This is a genomic window from Exiguobacterium sp. KKBO11 (assembly GCF_001644945.1).
In the GTDB taxonomy this organism is placed as follows: domain Bacteria; phylum Bacillota; class Bacilli; order Exiguobacteriales; family Exiguobacteriaceae; genus Exiguobacterium_A; species Exiguobacterium_A abrahamii.
Map to the genome: position 1 here is coordinate 70,044 of NZ_LUCU01000011.1, position 22,090 is coordinate 92,133.

Sequence of the window (22,090 nt, forward strand, 5' to 3'; positions counted from 1 at the left end):
CGGTCGTCCTTTGATGTAGCAGCTATTCGCTTCTAAGTGAATAGCTGTTTTTTTATTATCCCGTTTCCTGTGAGAACCGGCTTGAGCGTTCGATAAAGCGGATCGTCTCACGAACGATCAAATCCTGATCATGATCGAGGGTCGCGACGTGGTACGAGTTCAGCAAACAGTAGCTTCGTTTATCATTCGTTCCGATGTGCTGATGCAGATAATCCGAGCTCGACGGCGGGACGACGTGATCGGTCGCCGAGTAGAGAATTAATGTCGGCAGAAGGATTGATCCTAAGCGTCCTTTCGTTTCATCCATCAGACGGACGAGTTCGAACGCACAACGACTTGGAACGAGGTCATAGATGATTTCGAAAGCAGACCGTTTGATGTCCGGTGCCCCTTCCGGTAAGTACTCTGGACCGTCCTCGAACGAAAGTGCTTCATAGGATGGAACGGAAAGTGCGGCATTGATCGTAATGATGCCGGCGAACGGAATGCCGTCAGCGGCGAGTGACAGTGCAAGCGTCGCACCCATCGATTGACCGATGACGAAGACTTGATCGCATGTTTCTTGTAAACGTTCATAGCCGTCTTGCAGGCTTTGCTTCCAACATCGAGCAGTCGATTGTTCAAACTCGCGGACGTTCGTTCCATGTCCGCGTAAGCGCGGGGCATAGACGGTAAAACCTTCAGCAGCGAATGCCTCACCGACGTCGCGGACACTTTGCGGAGTGGCATTAAAACCATGACAGATTAGAATACCGATCGGTCCACCTTGAAAATAAAACGCTTCAGCACCAGTCAATACAGGATAGTTCATCATTACTATTTTTCCTCCATTCATGAAAAAAACTCGTCGACGTCACTGCTTGGACGCCCACGAGTTTTTCACCGTATCATCCAAAGCCGCGCTTTGCTGGTCGGAGCACCTTACAGATTGCAGGTTGCCGTGAAGTCATAGAGCCAGGTCTCTCGTTCACTCTTGATAAATATCATATTGGAATTGTCGGAATAATCATTGAAACGATGGTAGCACGACCAAAAATGACTTGTCAAATCTTTCTTGACGAATCATGATCCGTTGAGTAAGCTAACTCATAACTTGTTCATCCATCGATATGCGCCAAATGGATTATTTTTGCAAAGTTGGTTGACTTTTAAAGTTTCGACCCGTAATGTAAAAATTAGTTTTACGACATAAGCAACAACGCAACAACACACATACGAATTTCATACCGCAATACTTATCCAGAGAGGTGGAGGGACTGGCCCTACGAAACCTCGGCAACAGACTCATTATGAGCACTGTGCCAATTCCATCAGACAGATGTCTGAGAGATGAGTGGAGTGGATTCTGCCACTGTGCGGATCCAGGTCTCTTCTTGTTTCTCAAGAAGGGACCTTTTTTGTTGAATGAAGGGGGAAAACGGAATGATTGCATTTCATCAAGTCAAAAAAACGTACGTCACGAAAGATCAGACGATCGCAGCGCTTGACGGTGTCGACCTGACAATCGAAAAAGGCGAAATCTTTGGTGTCATCGGCTTTAGCGGTGCCGGAAAAAGTTCACTGCTCCGCTGCGTCAATCTGTTAGAACGACCGACGTCAGGAACGGTGACGGTTGATGGGGAAGATTTAACGCAACTGTCTCCGAAAAAATTGCGCCAAGCAAAACAACGGATCGGGATGATCTTTCAGCACTTCAATCTATTGAATGCGAACACGGTCTTTACGAATGTCGCGAAACCACTCGTTCTCGCAGGCGTCAAGAAAGACGAAATTCGCCGCCGGGTGACGGAGTTACTCGAATTCGTCGATCTCGCGGACAAGGCGGATCATTATCCGGATCAATTGTCGGGTGGGCAGAAACAGCGCGTTGGTATCGCCCGGGCACTCGCGACGCAACCTTCCGTCCTCTTATGTGACGAAGCGACGTCAGCACTCGATCCCCAAACGACACATCATATTCTCCAGTTATTAAAACGGATCAATGCGGAGTACGGGATCACGATTCTCTTGATCACCCACGAGATGGGCGTCATTCGGGAGATTTGCGACCGCGTCGCCGTCATCGAAGCTGGGAAACTGATCGAGTCAGGAACGGTCTTTGATGTCTTTTCAAACCCGCAGACCGAGACAGCACAGAACTTCGTCCGCTCCGTCATGCACGACGAGATTCCAGCATCGATTCGCCAGTTGATCGAGTCCCGGAATGCGAATCCGATCTATAAGATTCATTTCCTCGGACATCACACCGGGCAGCCGCTCTTATCGCAAGTTGCGAAACGCTTTGACGTCGATGTCAACATCTTGCACGGTAGCATCACGGAGTTGCAGGAGACACCGTTTGGCACTCTGCTCGTTGAACTGATCGGTGAGCCGGCTGAAGTAAAACGAGCGTTACACTACATCGATCAGGCACAGGTGACGGTCGAGGAGGTACTTGCCCATGCTAGTTAATTACAGTGATATCTGGACAGCATTTTTACAGACGATGACGATGGTATCCGTTTCGCTCTTATTCTCGACATTGATCGGCTTACCACTCGGGATCCTGCTTGTCGTCACGCGAAAAGGAGCATTGCTTGAAAATGTCCCGCTGTTCACGTTCTTCAACAGTATCGTCAATATTTTTCGCTCGATTCCGTTCATCATCTTACTCGTCGCGATCATCCCATTGACACGCTTGATCGTTCAGACATCAATCGGAACCGAAGCCGCAATCGTTCCGCTCGTCTTTTACGCTGCACCGTACATGGCGCGTCTGATTGAGAGTTCTTTACTCGAAGTCGATAAAGGCGTTCTTGAAGCAGCAGAAGCGATGGGCGCGACACCGTTTCAAACGATTTTCCGCTTCCTTCTGCCGGAAGCACTCGGTTCACTCATCCTGAACTTAACGATCGCGACGGTCGGCTTGATCGGGGCGTCAGCGATGGCAGGTGCGATTGGAGGCGGTGGTCTCGGTGACTTAGCGATCACCTATGGTTATCAACGATTCGACACGAAAGTCATGATCATCACGGTCGGGATTCTCGTCATCTTAGTCCAAGGCTTACAGACGACAGGCAACATCGTCGCACGAAAAATTAGAAGACATTAATCAAGGGAGCGATTCAGCCATGAAAAAAGCAGTAGCAATTGGAGCAACACTCACGACGATTTTATTTGCCGGGTGCGCAGCATCAGGAGAAGACGAAAAGACGATCAAGCTCGGTGTCAGCGGTTCCGACACACAAGTTTGGGATTATGTCGCGAAAAAAGCAGAGAAGGAAGGCATCAAAATCGAGCTCGTCAAGTTCTCCGATTATGTCCAGCCGAACATGGCACTGGCTGAGGGTGAGATCGACGCCAATGCTTTCCAGACGATTTCCTACTTCAACGCTTTCAAGAAAGAACATAACTTGAAGCTATCGCCGATTGCGACGACTGTCATCGCACCGATGGGGATCTACTCAGATAAATACAAGGATGTCAAAGACATTCCAAATGGCGGAAAAATCGCTGTTCCGAACGAAGCGACGAACATGGGACGTGCCCTCTTGTTACTGCAAGAAGCAGGTCTGATCAAGCTACCGGACGACTTCGATGGCAACGGTTCGGTCGATAAGATCGTCGAGAATCCGAAAAAGCTGAAAATCGTTCCGATCGTCGCCGGGCAAACGCCACGCGTCTTACCGGACGTCGCGGCATCAATCATCAACAATGGCATTGCCGTTGACGCTGGCTTCAACCCGATCAAGGACTCGATCGTCCATGAGAACGAGACAGCAAAACCATACATCAACATCATCGCGACACGGACGGAAGACAAGAACAAAAAAGAACTGAAAAAAATCGCATCGCTGTATCAACAAAAAGATGTCGCGGCCTTCATCAAAAAAGAATATAAAGGCAGTACGATCCCGACGTTCGTTCCACTGAGCGATATCGGCGAATAATTTCAAAAGGAGAGTGGACAGTATGACGACACCAGTACGCACGACATGGGTAGAGACGATTGAACAGGACATCGAACAAAAACGGGAATCGTATCTTGAGACAAGTCATCGGATTCATGCAACGCCGGAAATCGGGAACGAGGAATTCTTTGCTTCGCGGCTCCATGCGGAGCGTCTAACAGCGGAAGGTTTTACAGTAGAACTCGGCGTCGCGGGGCACGATACCGCGTTCTTCGCGAAGAAATCGAGCGATCGACCAGGCGCAACGATTGCCTTTCTTGCTGAATACGATGCGTTGCCGGGTATTGATCACGCGTGCGGTCATAATATCATCGGCACGACGAGCGTCGCAGCGGCGATCGCGCTCAGTAAAGTGCTCGATGAAGTCGGCGGGAGTGTCGTTGTCCTTGGAACACCAGCCGAGGAAGGTGGACCGAACGGTAGTGCGAAAGGCAGTTTCGTCAAACATCAGTTGCTGGAAGGGATCGATGCAGCCTTGATGGTCCATCCGTCGGGACAAACACGGATCACGGGTTCTTCCCTTGCGGTCGATCCGCTCGACTTTGCCTTTACGGGTCGTCCGGCACACGCAGCGGCGTCACCGGAGGAAGGCATCAACGCCCTTGACGCTGTCATTCAACTCTTCAATGGAATCAATGCGTTACGTCAGCAATTACCGGACGATGTCCGGATTCACGGAATCATCACGCATGGAGGTGATGCGCCGAACATCATCCCGGAATACGCAAAAGCACGTTTCTTCATCCGGGCGACGACACGGGAACGATTGAATGCCGTCACGGAAAAAGTCAAAGCTGTCGCCCAAGGCGCGGCACTCGCGACTGGGGCGACACTTGACGTCATCGCCTTCCAAAATGAAGTCGATAACCTCGTCTTCAACCGGACGTTCGACCGTCTGTTCCAAGAAGAAGCAGAATCGCTTGGTGAAAAGGTCCACTTAGACGAACGACCGGGTCTTGGCTCGACGGATGCCGGTAACATCAGTCAAGTCATTCCGACGATCCATCCGTATATCAAGATAGGTCCGGACGATCTCGTCGCGCATACGGAAGCATTCAAAGAAGCGGCTCGTTCAGAAGCTGGAGATGAAGCATTGATCACGGGGGCGAAAATCCTCGCTCGGACAGCGCTTCGCGTCCTCGCTGATGAACGGACGCGCGGGGCGATCGCTCAAGAATTCCACGATCGGAAGAACGGATATTTATAAGCGGAAAACAACGACTGGATGCACTGCTATCAGGTGCTCCGGTCGTTTTTGAGATGCAGTTGATCACGAATTGGTGATGGGTGACAGAATTGGAGCGAAATCAAAAAAGAGACAAGACAGAAGCATTTGCGCTTTGTTTTCTTGAAAAAGATATGCTAGGCTAAAATTGTATAACTGAATAATCCAGTTCTTCGGGGTAGGGTGAAAATCCCAACCGGCGGTGATGCGATCGATTGATCGACGAGCCCGCGACCTGTGATGTACGCATCATGGCTGACTTGGTGAGATTCCAGGGCCGACGGTAAAGTCCGGATGGGAGAAGAACGAAACGACACGATTCAAGCCGTTTTCTGAAAAAATGTTTTCAGGAGATGGTCTCTTTCTGCATGAAAAAATGCAGGGGGCGAACCGTGTATTTCGTGAACCCTTCTATACAGACGCCCCTTTTTCAAGGGGCGTCTTTTTTCATTTGAAAGGAGTGAACGCGATGTCACAGATGATGAGTTATGCCATGCAATTAGCACAAATGTTACACGGACAAACAAGTCCGAATCCAAGTGTCGGCTGTGTCATCGTCAAACAAGGACGCATCATTGGCTTCGGTGCGCACCGGTTTGCCGGTAGTCCGCACGCAGAAGTCGAAGCCTTACGGATGGCAGGAGAAGCCGCCCGCGGTGCCGATCTTTACGTGACGCTCGAGCCATGCAATCATCATGGCAAGACGCCACCATGCACGGAAGCGATTCTACAAGCAGGAATCAAACGAGTCTTCGTCGCAACGGAAGACAAACATGCGATCGTCGCTGGTTCCGGAATCAAACGACTACAGGACGCGGGAATCGAAGTCGAGGTTGGCTTGTTACGCCATGAGGCAGAAGCCCTCTACACGGCATTCTGGAAGACGATCGAACGAAAACGTCCGACCGTGACCGTCAAAATCGCTCAGACGATGAACGGGATCGCGGCGACAGGTGAACAGCGCTGGATCACGTCAGAAGAAGCACGCGCGAACGGTCGCGCCCTGCGTGGACGCCACGACGCAATTCTCGTCGGCAGTGAGACGGTCCTCGTCGATGATCCGGCACTAACGTTACGCGCGTCGTCAGGCATCGAGCCGATTCGGGTAATCGTCGATCGTCGTGGTCGGGTCCCGGAGACGGCCCAAGTTTTCCGTGATGGTAAAAATCCAACCTACTGGCTGACGAGTGTTCCTCGGATTAGTCACGATCAGGTGACGGTTCTCGTTGGTGAGTATGAGACGCCGGAAGCGATTTTGAAACGCTTATACGAACAAGACATCCGCAGTGTTTTGATCGAAGGTGGACCGACGATTCAAGCCGCTTTCCTTGAGGCAGATCTCGTTGACCGAATCGAAGTCTACCAAGCCCCATCGATTTTTGAAGGCGATGCGTGGAATAGTCAACACGATATCGAAGATCGTTTTCAAATCGACCAGGTTGAGACGGTTGGACCGGATCTCCATCTGACGTACATCCGAAAGGAGGAGACGACATGTTCACCGGATTGATTGAAGAAGTCGGAACCTTAAAACGAAAGATCCCGCGACCGAACGGGTTAGCGCTTGAAATTGAGGCGCACCAGGTACTCGAAGGAACGAAGATCGGGGATAGCATCGCCGTCGACGGGATTTGTTTGACGGTCACGTCGATGAGTCCGACCGGTTTCACAGCAGATGCCGTCCATGACACGATCCGTTCGACGGCACTCGGCACGTACCGCGTCGGAAGCCCATTGCAACTCGAACGGGCGATGCCGGCAGACGGTCGTTTCGGCGGTCATTTCGTCAGTGGACATATCGACGGAACAGCGCGGCTGATCAGTCGGCGACCGGATGGAGAAGCGATGGTTTATACGTTTGATGTCGGATCGTGGCAAAAGTATTGTATTCCGAAAGGCTCGATCGCGATCAACGGCACGAGCCTGACGTTGCAACGCGTCACGCCGGAAACGATCTCGATTTCATTGATTCCGCACTCACGTCAAGTGACGACGTTTGATCGATTGGCAAGCGGCGCAGTCGTCAATATCGAGTGTGACATGATGGCGAAACATCTCTATCATTTCACGCAGCATGAGAAGCAGACGGACTGGGCAGCATTCTTAGGAGGCGACATGTAATGAACGGATTCGACTTGATTGAAGACGCGATAGAAGATTTGAAGAGCGGACGACCAATCATCGTCTGCGATGACGAGGATCGTGAGAATGAGGGCGATCTCGTCATGCTCGCGGAACACGCGACACCGGAAAACATCAATTTCATGATCACATACGGAAAAGGACTCGTCTGTGTACCAGTCAGCCCGCGGATCGCAAAGCGACTCGAACTTGCTCCGATGACAGCGAATAATACAGATCCGCATGGAACGGCATTCACGCTCAGCATCGATCATGAAGAGGCAAAGACCGGCATCAGTGCTGAGGAACGGTCGCTAACGATTCAGCGGATGCTGACGGATGGACCGGAACGTTTCAAACGACCGGGTCACATCTTTCCGTTGATCGCAAAAGAGGGTGGTGTGCGGGAGCGACGTGGACATACGGAAGCGGGTGTCGATCTTGCCCGTCTTGCCGGTAGCGATGAGATCGCCGTCATCTGTGAAATCATTAAGGAAGACGGCACGATGGCACGGGTCGATGATCTACTTCTCTATAAGGAAGAACATGATTTAAAACTGATTACGATCGAAGCACTCGTCGCGTATCTCGAGCGACCGTTGAAGCGGGAGGCGGAAGTGTTGCTTCCGACGACGTTCGGAGCCTTTCGGATGATTGGCTATACGACGCCAGACGATAAAGAACATGTCGCTGTCTTATCCGGTGAAGCGCACGACGGGATGCTCGTCCGTCTACACTCGGAATGCCTGACAGGGGACGTCTTCGGTTCGAAGCGGTGCGATTGTGGACCGCAACTCGATGCGGCACTCGAGCGGATCGAACGAGAAGGTGGAGCCGTCCTCTATTTACGTCAGGAAGGACGCGGCATCGGTCTGATGGCGAAGTTAAAAGCGTACGAGTTACAGGAACAAGGACTCGATACGGTCGAAGCGAACCATGCACTCGGTTATCCGACGGACATGCGTGATTATACGGTCGCAGCGAACATGTTGTGTGATCTCGGCGTGACGAAGATCCGCTTGATGACGAACAATCCGGACAAACAACGGGTGCTCGAACAAGAAGGCATCGAAGTCATCGAACGCGTGCCCCATCAAGTACCGGCTGAACCTGAAAATCAACGTTATCTGAAAACAAAACAAACGAAACTCGGGCACTGGCTCGATATCCAAGGAGGACATACATCATGATCTACGAAGGTTTCTTAACAGGAGAAGGACTACGCGTCGCAATCGTCGCTGCACGTTTTAACGAATTGATCACTTCAAAACTCGTCGGAGGAGCAAACGACGCTTTCCGCCGCCACGGTGTTGCAGCGGATGCTGTCGATACAGCGTGGGTTCCGGGAGCATTCGAAATTCCACTCGTCGCGGAAAAGTTAGCGAAAAGCGGCAAATATGACGCCGTCATCACGCTGGGTGCCGTCATCCGCGGAGCGACGTCACACTATGATTACGTCTGTAACGAAGTCGCGAAAGGTGTCGCGAGTGCGTCGCGCGACACAGGCGTACCGATCATCTTCGGTGTCCTGACGACGGATTCAATCGAGCAAGCAGTCGAACGTGCCGGTACGAAAGCTGGGAACAAAGGCTATGAAGCTGCGGTTTCTGCGATTGAGATGGCGAATCTTTTACGGACGATCTAACGAACCAGAAACAGGCTGATGGAAGCTTCCATCAGCCTGTTTTTTTGCGGGAATCTCACGAACACTGAACCAAATTTCAAAAAAAGAATAGTAGATTTGAAATTTGAGGGTTCGTTTTGAAGTAGAACGGTAATGGTCTACTAAAGAAAGTTTGAAACATTTTCCAATGTTTTTCGTAAATCAGGGTAACGCGTATAAAGGAGGAAATGAATATGAAGAAAACAAGGTGGGTAGCAGCCGGGATTGTCGCAGCATCCATTGGACTTGCCGGATGCCAAGATGGACAGACGGATTCAGGTAGTGGTAGCGGATCGGGTTCGACGAAGTCGGGGGAACTCTCGAACACAGAGCTATTAAAGAAAGCGACAGCCGCTCAAGAGGACATCAAATCGTTCCATATGGAAGGAACGGTCAGCTCTAAAGCAGGTGAGATGGCGATGGATCAGAAAGTTTCAGCTGACATCATTCAAAAGCCGCTCGCGATGAAGCAGACGATGACGATGAAAAATCCTGAAGACGGGAAAGACGTGACGATTGAGAGTTATATCGTTGACGATAAAATGTATCTCTCACAAAACGGACAATGGATCGTTCAAGATGTTTCGGAATTAGGCGAAATGGTTGAAGCGATGGAATCATCGGCATCAACGGAACAAAACCTACAGCTCCTAAAGAAATACAAAGATAATTGGACAGCGAAAAAAGAGGGCGACGTCTATCAGATCGATGTTAAGTTGAGTGGTGACGATCTGAAAGCCTTCATGAAGGATTCACTCGAACAGACAGGACAGATGGCGCAGATGAAAGACGCGATGGATAGCATCGATTATAAAAAGATGAACTACAAAATGACATATGACGCGAAGACGTTCTATCCGAAGTCTCTCGACATGGACATGGTGTTTGCGATTGAAAAAGAGACCGAATTCAATATGAAGAATGAGTCGACGTTCTCGAAATTCAATGAGATCGACGAGATCACATTACCGGCGGAAGCAAAAGACGCACAACCGCTCACAGGTGCAGGACAATAAGTAATAAAAAACAAGCCCCTCTCTTCTAATCTGAAGACGAGGGGCTTGTCGTTTAGACTTGGAACTGGCGTAAGACCTCTTTTAGTGCCTCTGCCTGCTGTTGACTGACGGAAGTCTGGTCATGGACATCCCGGAACGCTTGGACGGAATGATTGATTTGTTCTGACATCGATTGTGTGCCTTGTGCCCCATCATTGACGGTGACGGCAACATCGTGGATGACACCGAGCATGTTTGCTGTCAGTTCCTGGAGTTGACCGGCTTGAGCGGCGAAGTGTTCCGCTGCATCGCCGAATAATTGTGCATCATTTCGATACTGAACGGAGGCGTCTTCGAATAAATCATAGTCCTTGACGACCTTCGTATCGATGAAGGAGAGCATCTCACCGGAAGCGGAATTCAAATGTTCAACGGACTCGATGACAGAAATCGAGACATCTTGGATTTGTTCGACGGTATCCCGGCTACTTTCAGCAAGTTTACGAATCTCATCGGCGACGACAGCGAAGCCGCGACCGACTTCACCAGCGCGTGCTGCTTCAATCGAAGCGTTAAGGGACAATAGATTCGTTTGCGCCGCGATCGAGAGGATTGCGTCCGATAAGACGGAAATCTCCTTGACCGCCTTCGCGCGAGCCATCGCGTCCTCGAGTTTACTTTTCGTTTCAGCGAGAATGTGATTCGCGGTCTGTTTCGCTTCGGTTGCGACGACTTGAAGCGATTCGGCCCGTCCGCCGACTTCTTGTGCCCGTTTTCCGTTCGCTTCCGCACTAGAGACGATATCATGAATCGTCGCTTCCATATCGACGGCAGACGAGTTCATCTCTTCGGCAGAAGCAGCTGTCTCCTGCATCCCGGCTGATAAGTTTTCAATCGTATGGGAAGTCGACGCCATATCCTGATCGAGTTCGCTGATTCGACCGGAGACGTGACGCGAAGTCGATACGACGTGGGTTGCTGTATCATCGACCTGGACGATGATCGTTCGTAAGTGAGCGATGAATTGATTCATCGACTGGGCGATTTGTCCAATCTCGTCATCACGCGCGACGTCGAGTTGTGCTGTCAAGTCGCCACCTTGTGTTGCCAGTTCATACGTTTTTGCCTGCAGTTGACGGAGTGGACCGAAGATTGAGCGTAAAATCAAGACGGTGAAGATGACACCGAGTAATCCGACGACACCGATGATCGTGAAGAGAAGGATGTGAGCTGTATTGGCAGAACTTGTGATGGCATCACCATTTATTTTCGCTTGTTGATTATTGTATTTCACGATTTTCGTTAATTGATCAGAAACGGCGAAGTATGAATCACGACTCTCACCTTCATAATATGTGACCGCTTCTTTTTGAGTTTCTGGTGTACTGAGGGCGAGAAGGCGATCAGTCGTCTCATTGAAAGTTTGCCATTTTTTAGTGAGATCATTGAACAGTGCGCGATCGCTTTCTAAATAAATCGTTTTCTCGTATTTCGCGAGATTCGCATCAACGGTCGCTAAACCGTCTTTGACACGCTTATCATAACCAGCTTTAATTTCTGGATCATTTTCTTGGATGTGTAATAATTCGACACGTCGTAAATCTGATAGAGCGGTATTCGTTTCATGGGATAAGTTCAGACCAGGAATCCAGGAGGACGTGATGGTCTGACTCTGTTTGTCGACGTGGTCGAGTGAGAATCCGCCGTACAGTCCGACGCCGATCAAGCTAAGCAAAAGGATGGAGGACAATAAGATAAGCTTCGTTTTAATCTTCATATGATTCACTCCTTTTTTGCAAGATGAACTATTTATTTTCTTGATTATACCTTCACAAGTAAAAAATTTACTTATTATCGAAAAAATTAAAACGCAGAATAGTTTCATGAAAAAATAGTTTGACAATTATCAGTAAATTCTGAAAAAATGGTAAGGAACTACATATTTCATAAAGGGAGGTAAGACGAATGGGAAATTCATTTAGTGACTGGGTTAGTGCGGTGTCCGATATCGTATGGGGACCACCGTTACTCATTCTGTTGGTCGGTACGGGGATTTACTTGACGATTCGCTTAGGATTCATTCAAATTACCAAACTGCCGTATGCGCTGAAGCTCGCGTTTTCAAAGCATCAGGACGATAAGTCAGAAGGCGACATCAGTCACTTTCAAGCATTGATGACGGCACTAGCTGCGACCGTCGGTACAGGGAATATCGTCGGTGTCGCAACCGCCGTCGTTCTCGGGGGACCAGGCGCGATCGTCTGGATGTGGTTGTCCGGTCTGTTCGGGATGGCGACGAAGTACGCGGAAGCGATTCTTGCCGTCAAATATCGTGTCGTCGATGAAAAAGGACAGATGGCAGGAGGACCGATGTATTACCTTGAACGTGGACTGAAGCAAAAATGGCTCGGTGTACTATTTGCCGCATTCGCTTCGATCGCTGCGTTTGGGATTGGAAACGGGGTCCAGACGAACTCGGTCGCCCTCGCGATGAAATCGACGTTCGATGTGCCACTTTACGTAACGGGGATCGCGTTAATGGTATTGACGGGTGTCGTCATTCTTGGTGGGGTCAAGTCAATCGGGAAAGTCGTCAGTCTGTTCGTTCCGTTCATGATTTTCTTCTATGTCGGAAGTGGCTTGCTGATTCTCATCATGAACTATGATCTGATTCCAGGTGCGATCTCGACGATCTTCAGTAGTACGTTCTCAAGCGAAGCCATCACAGGAGGGGCAATCGGAGCGGCAATTCGTTATGGTGTTGCGCGTGGTGTCTTCTCGAACGAAGCAGGACTCGGTTCAGCACCGATCGCAGCTGCTGCTGCGAAGACAGACTTCCCGGGGCGTCAAGCACTCGTCTCGATGACGCAAGTCTTCCTCGATACATTGGTTGTCTGTTCGATTACGGGACTGACGCTCGTCATGGGAGGACAGCTCGATACGGACTTGCAAGGCGTTGAACTGACGACAGCGAGCTTTGAGGCCTTCCTTGGACCAACAGGAAAATACATCGTTACGATTGGACTCGTCATGTTCGCGTACTCGACCGTTCTTGGCTGGTCGTACTACGGTGAAAAATCGATTTATTATCTATTTGGTCAAAAATCAATCCTACCGTACCGCATCCTGTTCGTCTTAGTCGCTGGAGCCGGCGCGATGACGACGAACTTGAACATGGTCTGGGCGATTTCCGATGTCTTCAACGGATTGATGGCGATTCCGAACTTAATCGGTTTGATTGGATTGTCCGGCGTTGTCATTGCCGAGACACGACTGTTCCGCGAACAGTTGAAACGAGAAGAAGCAAATCGGAAGGTTTCATAGAGAATGCGAAAATGAAAGACTCGGAAGGAACTAGTGTTTAAGAATCATTTTTGAAAACGAATGATTCTGCTATCCTCGCTTTCCACAGGCGGGAGGTAAGCCGCGACGATCCGCATTCCATGCGGTTCGCCGGGTCTTTCCTTTCCCTGACGAAAGCGTATACCATGTTTTCTTTTCCTGTAGGAGTCGAGGGATAGGCATTCACATTCTATATCTATTCAACAAAAGAGAAGATTGGCTTCTAGGATATGCTAGAAACCAATCTTCTCTTTTTCGCGTGTGCTTCGTCTTATTCAATCACTTCTTACGATAGAGCATCAGTGATTCATAAGGACGCAACGTCAAAGTGCGTTCCTCTGTCTGCATCTGCTGATAGTTGTGAAGCAACACTGTATAATCCGATCCGTCACGAGGTAACGTGAACGTCGTCTCTGTTCCGTAGAAGTTCGAAACGACAAGCAACTCTTCCTCGCTTGTGGCACGTTCGTACGCCCAGAGTGACGAATCGTCTGGTGTCAACAGACGGTATGAACCGTCCGTCAGCACGTCATACTGTTTGCGGAGTTGAATCAACTGTTTGTAATGATGATAGACCGAGTTTGGGTCTGCGACAGCCGACTCGACATTGATTTGCTCATACGTCGGTGAGACTGGTATCCACGGCTCGCTTGTACTGAAGCCGCCGTTACTTGCATCCGACCACGGCATCGGCGTCCGCGCATTGTCACGCGACTTTTGACGAATCGCAGCGAGAATCGCTTCTTCCGATATACCGTTGTCCCGAGCTTCCTGATAGGCGTTCAACGTCTCGACATCGCGGTAGTCGGACAAATCCGTGAAGTCCGGATTCGGCATGCCGATCTCTTCTCCTTGATAGATGTACGGTGTACCTTGTAGACCATGAAGCGTCGTCGCGAGCATCTTCGCACTTTCGACACGATACGTGACGTCGTCACCGAACCGGCTGACGACGCGTGGCTGGTCATGGTTGCACCAAAAGATTGCGTTCCAGGCTTGTCCGTTCATGCCGGATTGCCAGTCGGAGAAAATCTGTTTCAGTTGCGTGAAATCAAATGGTGCTGCCGTCCATTTTTCACCTTTCGGATAATCGACTTTCAAATGATGAAAGTTGAACGTCATCTTCAGTTCTTGTTCATCAAGTGATGAATAACGAAGGCAGTGTTCAAGTGACGTCGACGACATCTCACCGACGGTCAAGAGATCGTGTCCGGCAAAGACTTCTGCGTTCATCTCTTGCAAGTAGTCATGAACGTTCGGTCCGTCCGTATAATACGCACGTCCGTCTCCTGCTGGATCGTTCGGAAGACCTGGCGTCTTTGAGATCAAATTGATGACATCGAGTCGGAAGCCGCTGACCCCTTTATCCCGCCAGAAGCGCATCATGTTGTAAACATCTTCCCGTAAGCGTGGATTTTCCCAGTTCAGATCCGCTTGCGTCTTGTCGAACAGGTGCAAGTAATACTTGCCAGCTACCTCATCAAATGACCAAGCGGGACCACCGAATTTTGATACCCAGTCGTTCGGTGTCTCGCGCCAAATAAAATAGTCGTGATAGGGACTATCCGGATGACGTCCTTCTTCAAACCAGACATGCGACGTTGAACAGTGATTGACGACGATGTCCATCATGACAGACAGACCGCGTTGTTTTGCTTCTGCAAGTAACGTCTCGAAATCGTCCATTGTTCCGTAGGATGGATCGATCGCGTAATAATCACTGACATCATAACCATTGTCGTTTTGCGGTGAGGCATAGACCGGCGTCAACCAGAGATAATCGACACCTAGATCCGCCAGATAATCGAGTTTGGCAGTCACGCCACGCAATGTACCGGTCGCTTTGCCCTCCGGACTATAAAAACTCTTCGGATAGATTTGATAAACGGCGGATTTGCGCCAATCGGTTGTCGTGATCATGAGATACACACCTTTCTAGAATTACGCTGCTTTTTTCAGGGCAGCTTTTTTTGCGCGTTTCGTTGAGACATAGTGGAACAGGAACGTACAGGCGACAGGAACGATGATCGCGATCACCATGCCGACGATGAATGACAGAATCGAGCCTGGTACGATCGAAATGAAAGCAGGTAATCCGCCAACACCGATCGCAGGAGCAAGAACGCCACTGACGGCGATGAAAGCTGACGCGATCGCTGAACCGACGAGTGCCGCGTAAAACGGATATTTGAATCGGAGATTGACCCCGAACATCGCTGGTTCCGTGATCCCGAAGTAGGCGGATAAAGCGGACGTTGATGCCATGTTTTTATCGTTAACGTTTTTCGCGAGGAAAAGCATCGCGAGTGTTGCTGAACCTTGGGCGATGTTCGAAATCGCGATCATCGGCCAGATGAACGTCGTTCCGCTTTGTCCGATCAACTGTAGATCAACGGCGATGAACATGTGGTGCATGCCGGTAATAACGAGCGGCGCATAGAGTGCGCCGAAGAGTAAGGCACCAAGTAACGGAACAGCTTCGAACGTATTGACGACACCGATCGTAATCCAGTCACCGACTTGACGCGTGACCGGTCCGATGACGGCAAGGGCGAGGAAGCCCGTCAATGTGATCGTCGTAATCGGTACGACGAGTAATTGAATCGCATTCGGTACCCGTTTTTTGAGCCAACGTTCAATCGTACTGAGAACATAAGCAGCGGCGAGTACAGGGAGGATTTGTCCCTGATAACCGACTTTTTCAATTTCAAAGAGACCGAGAATGTTGAACGTCGGAATTTCACCTTTTAGAGCACTTTGTCCGTAGTTCCAAGCGTTTAAGAGATCTGGGTGAACAAGCATCAGACCCATGACGATCCCGAGAATCTCACTTCCACCGAAGCGTTTCGTCGCTGACCAACCGACGAGTGCCGGGAGGAAGACGAAGGCCGTGTTTGCCATCATATTGATAAGATCCCAAAGTCCTTGTAAGTTCGGATAACGATCGATCATCGTCTTGCCACCGAACTCGATACCGAATAGATTATTGATTCCCATTAAGAGACCAGCAACGATGATCGCCGGGATGATAGGCATGAAGACATCAGAAAAGACTTTGATCAACTTTTGGAACGGATTCATCTTGGCAGCGCCAGACGATTTAACATCTGCGATCGTCGTTGCCTGTAAACCGGTTAATTGAATGAATTCTGCATAGACCCGGTCGACGTCTCCGGCACCAATGACGATTTGATAGACACCCGCGTTCAAGAACGCGCCTTTGACGAGCGGAACTTCAAGTAAGGCTTCTTGATCGACAAGCTCTTGATTCTTAAGCGTTAAACGAAGACGGGTGACACAGTGAGCTGCCTGCTCAACGTTCTCCTTACCTCCGATGTTCTCAATGATTTGCTCTGCAATCTGACGATAGTTTGGTTTCATCTCGATGCTCCTTTTTGGAAGTGACATACTCGACCACTTTTGAAATGAAAACGTTTTCTTATCTGCGCACACTTATCTTAACTTATCTATATAAGTTGGTCAAGAACTTATATAGATAAGTTGGGGAGAATAAAAAAGAGAGAATCCGTCATCTACGGATTCCCTCATCTTGCAGCCTATATTCAACGACGGGCAATATCAGTGAACTGAAACTTATCGAGCCGGTGACGCGATTCCGTCCGTTCGAAATGTTGTCCTTCATAGAAATACGTATCGTTCGTGACGACGATGACATGCGTCATATCGTGAAGGTCGAGTCGTTCTTGGTCTTCAGTTGTCGCAGGGCGAGCTTCGATTTTACGTTTCGCGTAGCTGATCTGACGTCCGAGTGTCTCTTCGATGTACTGATAGATCGAACCTTTAGCGATGTCAGTAGTCAGTCCAGGCACGAGTGCTGTCACGAAATGATTGATGTCACGGATGACACGTTCACCATCAATTTGACGAATGCGCTCGACGCGTGTCACGTTCGTTCCTTGTGCCACATGCAATAACGAAGCGAGCTCAGCAGAGGCGGAGAGGACTTCGCAAGACACTACAATCGTTTCGACGGCATGTCGCCCCATCCGGCGATGTGCTTCCGAGAAGCTGACGATCCCATTGAATTGGAATTCGATCGCTTCTTGCGACAGGACGAAGACACCTTTCCCTTGGTGTTTACGGACGAAGCCTTTTTCTTGCAGGGCATCGATCGCTTTTCGGACCGTTCCGCGGCTCGCCTCGAATTCGTGCATCAATTCCGTCTCAGAAGGTAATTTCGTTTCAGCCGGGAGCGTTCCTTCCTGAATCCGCTGTGCGAGCTCGTGATAGATATTTAAATACTTCGGCATATGATCCGTCCTTTACACTCAAATAATGCCTTTAGTGTAGCACGGAACGATTACAGGCATCAAAATAGCTCCACCTATGATCGGGACATGACCGGAAAATAGATAGAGCATAGAAGTGTGAATGTCAGTCAACGAAGAGACGTCGAAAACGTCGTTCCTTTTTTGAGGACATCTTGTTTTTCATCGAGAACATCACTCGTCAAGAGTTCAATCGAGTCAACCGGATGTTCCAAGATGAAGCCGAAGTTACCACTCCGTGACTCGGACGGGGCGTAAGTCTTCGCAAGCGACTCCAAATAGACGTCGTCCTCGAGCGTCTTTTCTGTCGCAGCATCGAGTTTGAAGTGGGCGACAGGATTGAACGTGACCGGTTCATTACTTGTGTTCTTGATCGTGACCCGTGTCTTGATCAAATCAAAGGATTCATCGTGCGTAAAGCCATGGAAGAAATCAATCATGCCATAGCTTGGACGAGCATGGAATACTTTGATCTCTTCGATCGTCATCTCGATCGGACCAATCTTCCGTGTTTCGTTCACTCGTTTGAATTGTTTAAGCGTCAGGTCGCCCTTATCATCCGTGACGGTCTGATCGATTTTTGTCAAATCGCGATCGTCTGGAATTTGTGGGTTTGGAACGTAGGCGCTTGTTTTTTCAAGCGATACCGGCTGCTCCTGTTTCGCAGACGCTGGTTCTTTTGGTGTGTCTTGTGATGCTGAAGTGCCACAACCAGCGAGCACCGTCCCGAGCATCAAAGTAGCAAGTATCTGTCTCATGAACATTCTCCTTATTTCTTCGATTTCAAGAGATCGAAGATGATTTTCGCGTGATCCGTATTGTCGACTTGTCCCGCGAAACGTTCTTTAGCAGGACCGAACGCATAGACCGGTACGTCTTCACCTGTATGTCCACCTGTCGTCCAGCCTGTATGCGAGCGTTCGTTGAAGATTTCTTCAATCGCATTATCGATCTCGAGTAATTTCTTCGATTCAGCAGCGCGGGAGACGCTATCGATTTCTTTGTCCGTCAAGGCGAGTTTGTCCTGATCGATATACGTCGTCAATGTCTTGCGGACGTCCGCACCATCGACGATTTTTTGCGCCATGAAGTCAGGTGTTTTCTTTGCCGCTTTGATCGGTTCAGCGAACCAGTTATAGATGCCATCTGCACCGATTGAATATCCACCCGTTGAGTGGTCAGCTGTCGCGACGACGAGTGTATGTTTATCCTTCTTTGCAAATGCGATCGCGGCTTTGAATGCTCGCTCGAAGTCTTCCATCTCACTCATGGCACCGACGATATCATTGTCATGACCGGCCCAGTCGACTTGGCTACCTTCGACCATCAGGAAGAATCCTTTTTTATTCGAGTCGAGTCGCTTAATGGCAGAGTTCGTCATTTGTTCAAGCGATGGGACCGAGTTTTCGCGGTCAATCCGTTTTGGTAATCCACCATCTGCGAACAGACCGAGGACTTGTTTGTTTTTATCACCTTGCAATTGATCCAGATCCGTGACGTAACTGTAACCGTCTTTTTTGAATGCTTTCGTCAAATCAACATCCGGACGGACGAAGTTCGACTTACCGCCACCGAGCATGACGTCAATTTTATGTTTCCCATTGACGCGTTCCTTGAAGTAATCGTCTGCGATCGCGTTCATGTTCTTTCGGCTCTCATCATGAGCACCGAACGAAGCAGGTGTCGCATGCGTGATTTCCGATGTTGCAACGAGTCCTGTTGACTTACCACGTTCTTTCGCTGCTTCAAGAACGGTCTTGACTTCCGATTTATCGTTATCGACAGCAATCGCTGCATTATACGTCTTGACGCCGGATGACATCGCTGTTGCTGCGGAAGCGGAATCGGTGACGTTTTCCTTCGGATCTTCCGGATAAGTCATCTGTTGACCAACGAGGTATTGGTCAAACGCTGTTTTTTCAGCAACCGGTGTCGATGGATCGTTCTTTAAGTAACGATGTGCTGATGTATAGGAGACACCCATCCCGTCGCCGATCAAGAAGATGACGTTCCGGATTTCCGGTGATTTGACCGGTTTCGTCTTTGCTTCTGCTTCAGGCATCGAGAGCATCGTACTAAGGGAAAGGGTTGATAAGGCAAAAATTGGAATGATACGTTTTAATTTCATAAGAGTTCCTCCTCGAAAGGTGCTGGGGTTTGATGATCGATACGACCTACAAACTCCACCTTACGGATAGAATGTGAAATCCATGTTTATCGTTTGTAAAGCTTTGTGAAGAATCGATGACAAAAAAATGGACCTTCTGAAAAGTCATTTCAGAAGATCCATTCGTTGCATTAGCGACTCCACCCAATCATTCTGCGATAAGAGCTGAACGTCGGCCACGCGAGAATCGCGATTGCGAGCCAGTACAGGAATTGATTCTCGGACGAAATCAGACCGATGATTCCCGCGAGTAGGATTGTCGTATAGATCGAGAAGGTGATGATGAGTGCTGGATGTAATTTCGGGAAAATCGTGAAACGCCCGAGACGTTCGTTCGCACCTTTGACATAGAGACGACTACCGAAAATCAGTAAGACGACCGTCAAGGCTAAACTGAACAATACAGCATAAGCGATGTTGAAATCGGTATTGTACTCGAAGAAGAGTGCAAACGGCGTCGTGATTGTCATCAAAAAGCTTGTTGGTTTGTCTAACTCTTCGTAGCCTACGCCAAAACCCAGTTGACCGATAGCATAGATACTGAAATACGTGAAGTAATTCAAGAACAAGAAGAACGTTCCGAGTAACAGTTGTCCGATGATATCACCAGCAATCGTTCCGGCGAATAAGAAGATCGTCAAAATCGTCACATCAAATAGAAGGAATAGACCGAAATCTTGAAGGAGTGACGACCACGTGACGTAATCAAACGGATTGATACCGAATGCTTGCAGTAATGACCAACTGGCGAAAAAACCGATGATCGGGAAGACGATCAACGTCACAGTGCCGATCGCCCATTTGATCCAGAACAGCCAGACCTTCGGGAACGGCAACGCATGTAAAATCAGGCTGCGACCACTCCCACGCTCCGAACCGAGCATCAGGATCGCAAAGACGGCGATGAGAATTGCAGCGAATCCAGCGAAGAACGGACTGACGAGGACAGCTTGAATCGTTTCGGTTTGATAAGATACTTCATATGTTTCAAAGTCATTGATGATGGTATAACTACCAAAACCATAACTGAAGATCGCCAGTAGAATAAAACAAGCGAGTGGCCAAATGCCTTGCTTGATGTGATAGCGGATCAATTGCTTAACCATGTCGTTTCCCTCCAAATGTCCCTAAGAAGTAATCTTCCATCTGCACCGGCAAAGCATCCTTTAAGAGAGGACGCGTCGTTTCGAGATACTGCGCGCCTGCATCGGATAAGACGAGTAACGTCACGACTCGACCCGTTTGGGATAAGACGTGGAGATCGGCATGACTGAGCTCTGGAACATCTTCATAGACGACCTGCCATTTCTGCATGCTAGCTTTGGCATCATCGAGTGCCTTCGGTTCGCGGACGAGGTGTTTTTCGATCGTCATGACGCGGTCGGCAAGGGAATCGAGTTCTTCGAGTTGATGGGAAGCAATCAGAACGGCTGTCTGACGCTCCGCAAGTAACGAGACGAGTTGTTTCAGATAATCACGTTTATTGATCCGGTCAAGTCCATCGGTTGGTTCATCGAGCAACAGAACCGGGGCATTCGTTGCGAACGCGAGTTGGAGAAGGAACAATTGGGCTTGTCCCTTCGATAAAGAAGTGACGCGACGTCCGCGATCGAGATTCGACGAGCGGCAGTAGTTTTCGATATATGTCTTCTCGAAGTTCGGATAAAAGACGTGGTAGAAGTTGATCAGTTCACCGAGCGTCATCTGGCGGTAGACGGAGACAGAATCCGGAACAAGGAAAAGGTGCTCCCGCGTCTTCGGAACGTGGTGGATCGACTCACCATTCCATTCGACTTTCCCGCGGGTCGGCTCGAGCGCTCCAACGAGTGTTTTCAGTAATGTCGTTTTTCCGGCACCATTACGACCAATCAAGGCAGTAATCGTTCCTGCCGGCAGGGTGAAGGATGCATTTTCATAAATCATGGTACGGTCAATTTGTTTCGTCAGATGAGAAACGGTCAACATGAGGAATCCTCCCTTATGTGTAAGATATGTTGATAAAGTTCTTCGTTTGAGATGGATAATTCGTCGGCGATGGCACAAAGGCGGATGAGTGGATCTTGGATGGCTGCTTGTTTGACTTCATGAAGTGGGATGTCTGAGATGAAGGAGCCTTTACCGCGCATCGTGACGATGAAGTTGCGGCTCTCGAGTTCCTGATAGGCGCGGGAGACAGTGTTCGGATTGACAAGGAGTGTACCGGCAAGTTCACGGACGGATGGCATCTGTTCGCCGGAGCGGAGTAGACCACGGGCAATCGAGCGGATGATTTGAGCGACCAACTGTTCATAGATCGGTAACGGACTTTTCGGATCAACGGTGAACATTTCTTCACCTC

20 protein-coding genes and 3 riboswitches are annotated in these 22,090 nt (G+C 49.4%); of the genes, 10 read left to right on the forward strand and 10 right to left on the reverse strand.

Annotated elements, in window-relative coordinates; translation table 11 throughout:
* Positions 1–55: 55 nt before the first annotated feature.
* A complete protein-coding gene (locus AYO36_RS00655; protein ID WP_064299222.1) occupies positions 56–814 on the reverse strand; it encodes an alpha/beta hydrolase in 759 nt (252 codons plus the stop codon).
* Between the two features lie 67 nt (positions 815–881).
* Positions 882–983, reverse strand: a riboswitch (SAM riboswitch).
* A gap of 249 nt (positions 984–1,232) precedes the next feature.
* A riboswitch (SAM riboswitch) is annotated at positions 1,233–1,336 on the forward strand.
* 86 nt (positions 1,337–1,422) lie between these two features.
* Between AYO36_RS00655 and AYO36_RS00660 the strand changes: the two genes are divergently transcribed.
* From AYO36_RS00660 to AYO36_RS00700, 9 genes are all read left to right on the forward strand, one after another.
* Entirely contained in the window at positions 1,423–2,451 is a 1,029-nt protein-coding gene (locus tag AYO36_RS00660) for a methionine ABC transporter ATP-binding protein (RefSeq protein WP_064299223.1), read from the forward strand.
* The gene (locus AYO36_RS00665) at positions 2,441–3,091 is read left to right on the forward strand and encodes a methionine ABC transporter permease (protein ID WP_023469541.1); all 651 of its coding nucleotides are present in this window, start codon (positions 2,441–2,443) and stop codon (positions 3,089–3,091) included. Before AYO36_RS00660 ends, AYO36_RS00665 begins: the two co-directional genes overlap by 11 nt.
* Positions 3,092–3,110: 19 nt before the next feature.
* The gene (locus AYO36_RS00670; RefSeq protein WP_023469540.1) at positions 3,111–3,929 is read left to right on the forward strand and encodes a MetQ/NlpA family ABC transporter substrate-binding protein; all 819 of its coding nucleotides are present in this window, start codon (positions 3,111–3,113) and stop codon (positions 3,927–3,929) included.
* A 22-nt stretch (positions 3,930–3,951) separates the two neighbouring features.
* Positions 3,952–5,157, forward strand: coding sequence for a M20 family metallopeptidase (locus tag AYO36_RS00675; protein ID WP_064299224.1), 1,206 nt, complete (start codon positions 3,952–3,954; stop codon positions 5,155–5,157).
* A gap of 183 nt (positions 5,158–5,340) precedes the next feature.
* Positions 5,341–5,485, forward strand: a riboswitch (FMN riboswitch).
* A gap of 159 nt (positions 5,486–5,644) precedes the next feature.
* Positions 5,645–6,685, forward strand: a complete 1,041-nt coding sequence (gene ribD, locus AYO36_RS00680) for a bifunctional diaminohydroxyphosphoribosylaminopyrimidine deaminase/5-amino-6-(5-phosphoribosylamino)uracil reductase RibD (RefSeq protein WP_064299225.1) — start codon at positions 5,645–5,647, stop codon at positions 6,683–6,685.
* The gene (gene ribE, locus AYO36_RS00685) at positions 6,670–7,296 is read left to right on the forward strand and encodes a riboflavin synthase (protein ID WP_064299226.1); all 627 of its coding nucleotides are present in this window, start codon (positions 6,670–6,672) and stop codon (positions 7,294–7,296) included. Before ribD ends, ribE begins: the two co-directional genes overlap by 16 nt.
* Positions 7,296–8,486 carry a bifunctional 3,4-dihydroxy-2-butanone-4-phosphate synthase/GTP cyclohydrolase II gene (locus tag AYO36_RS00690; protein ID WP_064299227.1) on the forward strand — a complete coding sequence of 397 codons (1,191 nt, stop codon included), beginning with the start codon at positions 7,296–7,298 and terminating at the stop codon, positions 8,484–8,486. The genes ribE and AYO36_RS00690 overlap by 1 nt, the downstream gene beginning before the upstream one ends.
* On the forward strand, positions 8,483–8,941 hold the full coding sequence (gene ribH, locus AYO36_RS00695) for a 6,7-dimethyl-8-ribityllumazine synthase (protein WP_035395821.1): 459 nt from the start codon (positions 8,483–8,485) through the stop codon (positions 8,939–8,941). The genes AYO36_RS00690 and ribH overlap by 4 nt, the downstream gene beginning before the upstream one ends.
* Before the next feature lie 212 nt (positions 8,942–9,153).
* Complete coding sequence (locus tag AYO36_RS00700; RefSeq protein ID WP_064299228.1) at positions 9,154–9,975, forward strand: DUF6612 family protein; 822 nt, start codon at positions 9,154–9,156, stop codon at positions 9,973–9,975.
* 52 nt (positions 9,976–10,027) lie between these two features.
* Here the strand turns inward: AYO36_RS00700 and AYO36_RS00705 are convergent, their stop codons facing one another.
* The gene (locus AYO36_RS00705; RefSeq protein WP_064299229.1) at positions 10,028–11,731 is read right to left on the reverse strand and encodes a methyl-accepting chemotaxis protein; all 1,704 of its coding nucleotides are present in this window, start codon (positions 11,729–11,731) and stop codon (positions 10,028–10,030) included.
* Positions 11,732–11,919: 188 nt separating this feature from the next.
* Here AYO36_RS00705 and AYO36_RS00710 point away from each other — a divergent pair, with 188 nt between their 5' ends.
* On the forward strand, positions 11,920–13,278 hold the full coding sequence (locus AYO36_RS00710; protein WP_064299230.1) for an alanine/glycine:cation symporter family protein: 1,359 nt from the start codon (positions 11,920–11,922) through the stop codon (positions 13,276–13,278).
* A gap of 297 nt (positions 13,279–13,575) precedes the next feature.
* Here AYO36_RS00710 and treC read toward each other — a convergent pair whose 3' ends face one another.
* From treC to AYO36_RS00750, 8 genes are all read right to left on the reverse strand, one after another.
* Positions 13,576–15,216, reverse strand: coding sequence for an alpha,alpha-phosphotrehalase (gene treC, locus AYO36_RS00715; RefSeq protein WP_064299231.1), 1,641 nt, complete (start codon positions 15,214–15,216; stop codon positions 13,576–13,578).
* 21 nt (positions 15,217–15,237) lie between these two features.
* The gene (gene treP, locus AYO36_RS00720) at positions 15,238–16,677 is read right to left on the reverse strand and encodes a PTS system trehalose-specific EIIBC component (protein WP_047394480.1); all 1,440 of its coding nucleotides are present in this window, start codon (positions 16,675–16,677) and stop codon (positions 15,238–15,240) included.
* Between the two features lie 182 nt (positions 16,678–16,859).
* Positions 16,860–17,567, reverse strand: coding sequence for a trehalose operon repressor (gene treR / locus AYO36_RS00725; RefSeq protein ID WP_064299232.1), 708 nt, complete (start codon positions 17,565–17,567; stop codon positions 16,860–16,862).
* Positions 17,568–17,695: 128 nt separating this feature from the next.
* Positions 17,696–18,343 (reverse strand): DUF4352 domain-containing protein, encoded by a 648-nt coding sequence (locus tag AYO36_RS00730; RefSeq protein WP_055969310.1) that lies wholly within the window; start codon positions 18,341–18,343, stop codon positions 17,696–17,698.
* Positions 18,344–18,354: 11 nt separating this feature from the next.
* Entirely contained in the window at positions 18,355–19,713 is a 1,359-nt protein-coding gene (locus AYO36_RS00735; RefSeq protein ID WP_058704141.1) for an alkaline phosphatase, read from the reverse strand.
* A 170-nt stretch (positions 19,714–19,883) separates the two neighbouring features.
* The gene (locus tag AYO36_RS00740; protein ID WP_064299233.1) at positions 19,884–20,858 is read right to left on the reverse strand and encodes a hypothetical protein; all 975 of its coding nucleotides are present in this window, start codon (positions 20,856–20,858) and stop codon (positions 19,884–19,886) included.
* Positions 20,851–21,717 (reverse strand): ATP-binding cassette domain-containing protein, encoded by an 867-nt coding sequence (locus tag AYO36_RS00745; protein ID WP_029342758.1) that lies wholly within the window; start codon positions 21,715–21,717, stop codon positions 20,851–20,853. The genes AYO36_RS00740 and AYO36_RS00745 overlap by 8 nt, the downstream gene beginning before the upstream one ends.
* A complete protein-coding gene (locus AYO36_RS00750) occupies positions 21,711–22,079 on the reverse strand; it encodes a GntR family transcriptional regulator (protein WP_029342757.1) in 369 nt (122 codons plus the stop codon). The genes AYO36_RS00745 and AYO36_RS00750 overlap by 7 nt, the downstream gene beginning before the upstream one ends.
* Positions 22,080–22,090 lie beyond the last annotated feature (11 nt).

Bases quoted from the DNA above. Each gene is read 5' to 3' on its own strand.
- AYO36_RS00655 (WP_064299222.1), bottom strand. From the start codon at position 814: ATGATGAACTATCCTGTATTGACTGGTGCTGAAGCGTTTTATTTTCAA.
- AYO36_RS00660 (WP_064299223.1), top strand. From the start codon at position 1,423: ATGATTGCATTTCATCAAGTCAAAAAAACGTACGTCACGAAAGATCAG.
- AYO36_RS00665 (WP_023469541.1), top strand. From the start codon at position 2,441: ATGCTAGTTAATTACAGTGATATCTGGACAGCATTTTTACAGACGATG.
- AYO36_RS00670 (WP_023469540.1), top strand. From the start codon at position 3,111: ATGAAAAAAGCAGTAGCAATTGGAGCAACACTCACGACGATTTTATTT.
- AYO36_RS00675 (WP_064299224.1), top strand. From the start codon at position 3,952: ATGACGACACCAGTACGCACGACATGGGTAGAGACGATTGAACAGGAC.
- ribD (WP_064299225.1), top strand. From the start codon at position 5,645: ATGTCACAGATGATGAGTTATGCCATGCAATTAGCACAAATGTTACAC.
- ribE (WP_064299226.1), top strand. From the start codon at position 6,670: ATGTTCACCGGATTGATTGAAGAAGTCGGAACCTTAAAACGAAAGATC.
- AYO36_RS00690 (WP_064299227.1), top strand. From the start codon at position 7,296: ATGAACGGATTCGACTTGATTGAAGACGCGATAGAAGATTTGAAGAGC.
- ribH (WP_035395821.1), top strand. From the start codon at position 8,483: ATGATCTACGAAGGTTTCTTAACAGGAGAAGGACTACGCGTCGCAATC.
- AYO36_RS00700 (WP_064299228.1), top strand. From the start codon at position 9,154: ATGAAGAAAACAAGGTGGGTAGCAGCCGGGATTGTCGCAGCATCCATT.
- AYO36_RS00705 (WP_064299229.1), bottom strand. From the start codon at position 11,731: ATGAAGATTAAAACGAAGCTTATCTTATTGTCCTCCATCCTTTTGCTT.
- AYO36_RS00710 (WP_064299230.1), top strand. From the start codon at position 11,920: ATGGGAAATTCATTTAGTGACTGGGTTAGTGCGGTGTCCGATATCGTA.
- treC (WP_064299231.1), bottom strand. From the start codon at position 15,216: ATGATCACGACAACCGATTGGCGCAAATCCGCCGTTTATCAAATCTAT.
- treP (WP_047394480.1), bottom strand. From the start codon at position 16,677: ATGAAACCAAACTATCGTCAGATTGCAGAGCAAATCATTGAGAACATC.
- treR (WP_064299232.1), bottom strand. From the start codon at position 17,567: ATGCCGAAGTATTTAAATATCTATCACGAGCTCGCACAGCGGATTCAG.
- AYO36_RS00730 (WP_055969310.1), bottom strand. From the start codon at position 18,343: ATGAGACAGATACTTGCTACTTTGATGCTCGGGACGGTGCTCGCTGGT.
- AYO36_RS00735 (WP_058704141.1), bottom strand. From the start codon at position 19,713: ATGAAATTAAAACGTATCATTCCAATTTTTGCCTTATCAACCCTTTCC.
- AYO36_RS00740 (WP_064299233.1), bottom strand. From the start codon at position 20,858: ATGGTTAAGCAATTGATCCGCTATCACATCAAGCAAGGCATTTGGCCA.
- AYO36_RS00745 (WP_029342758.1), bottom strand. From the start codon at position 21,717: ATGTTGACCGTTTCTCATCTGACGAAACAAATTGACCGTACCATGATT.
- AYO36_RS00750 (WP_029342757.1), bottom strand. From the start codon at position 22,079: ATGTTCACCGTTGATCCGAAAAGTCCGTTACCGATCTATGAACAGTTG.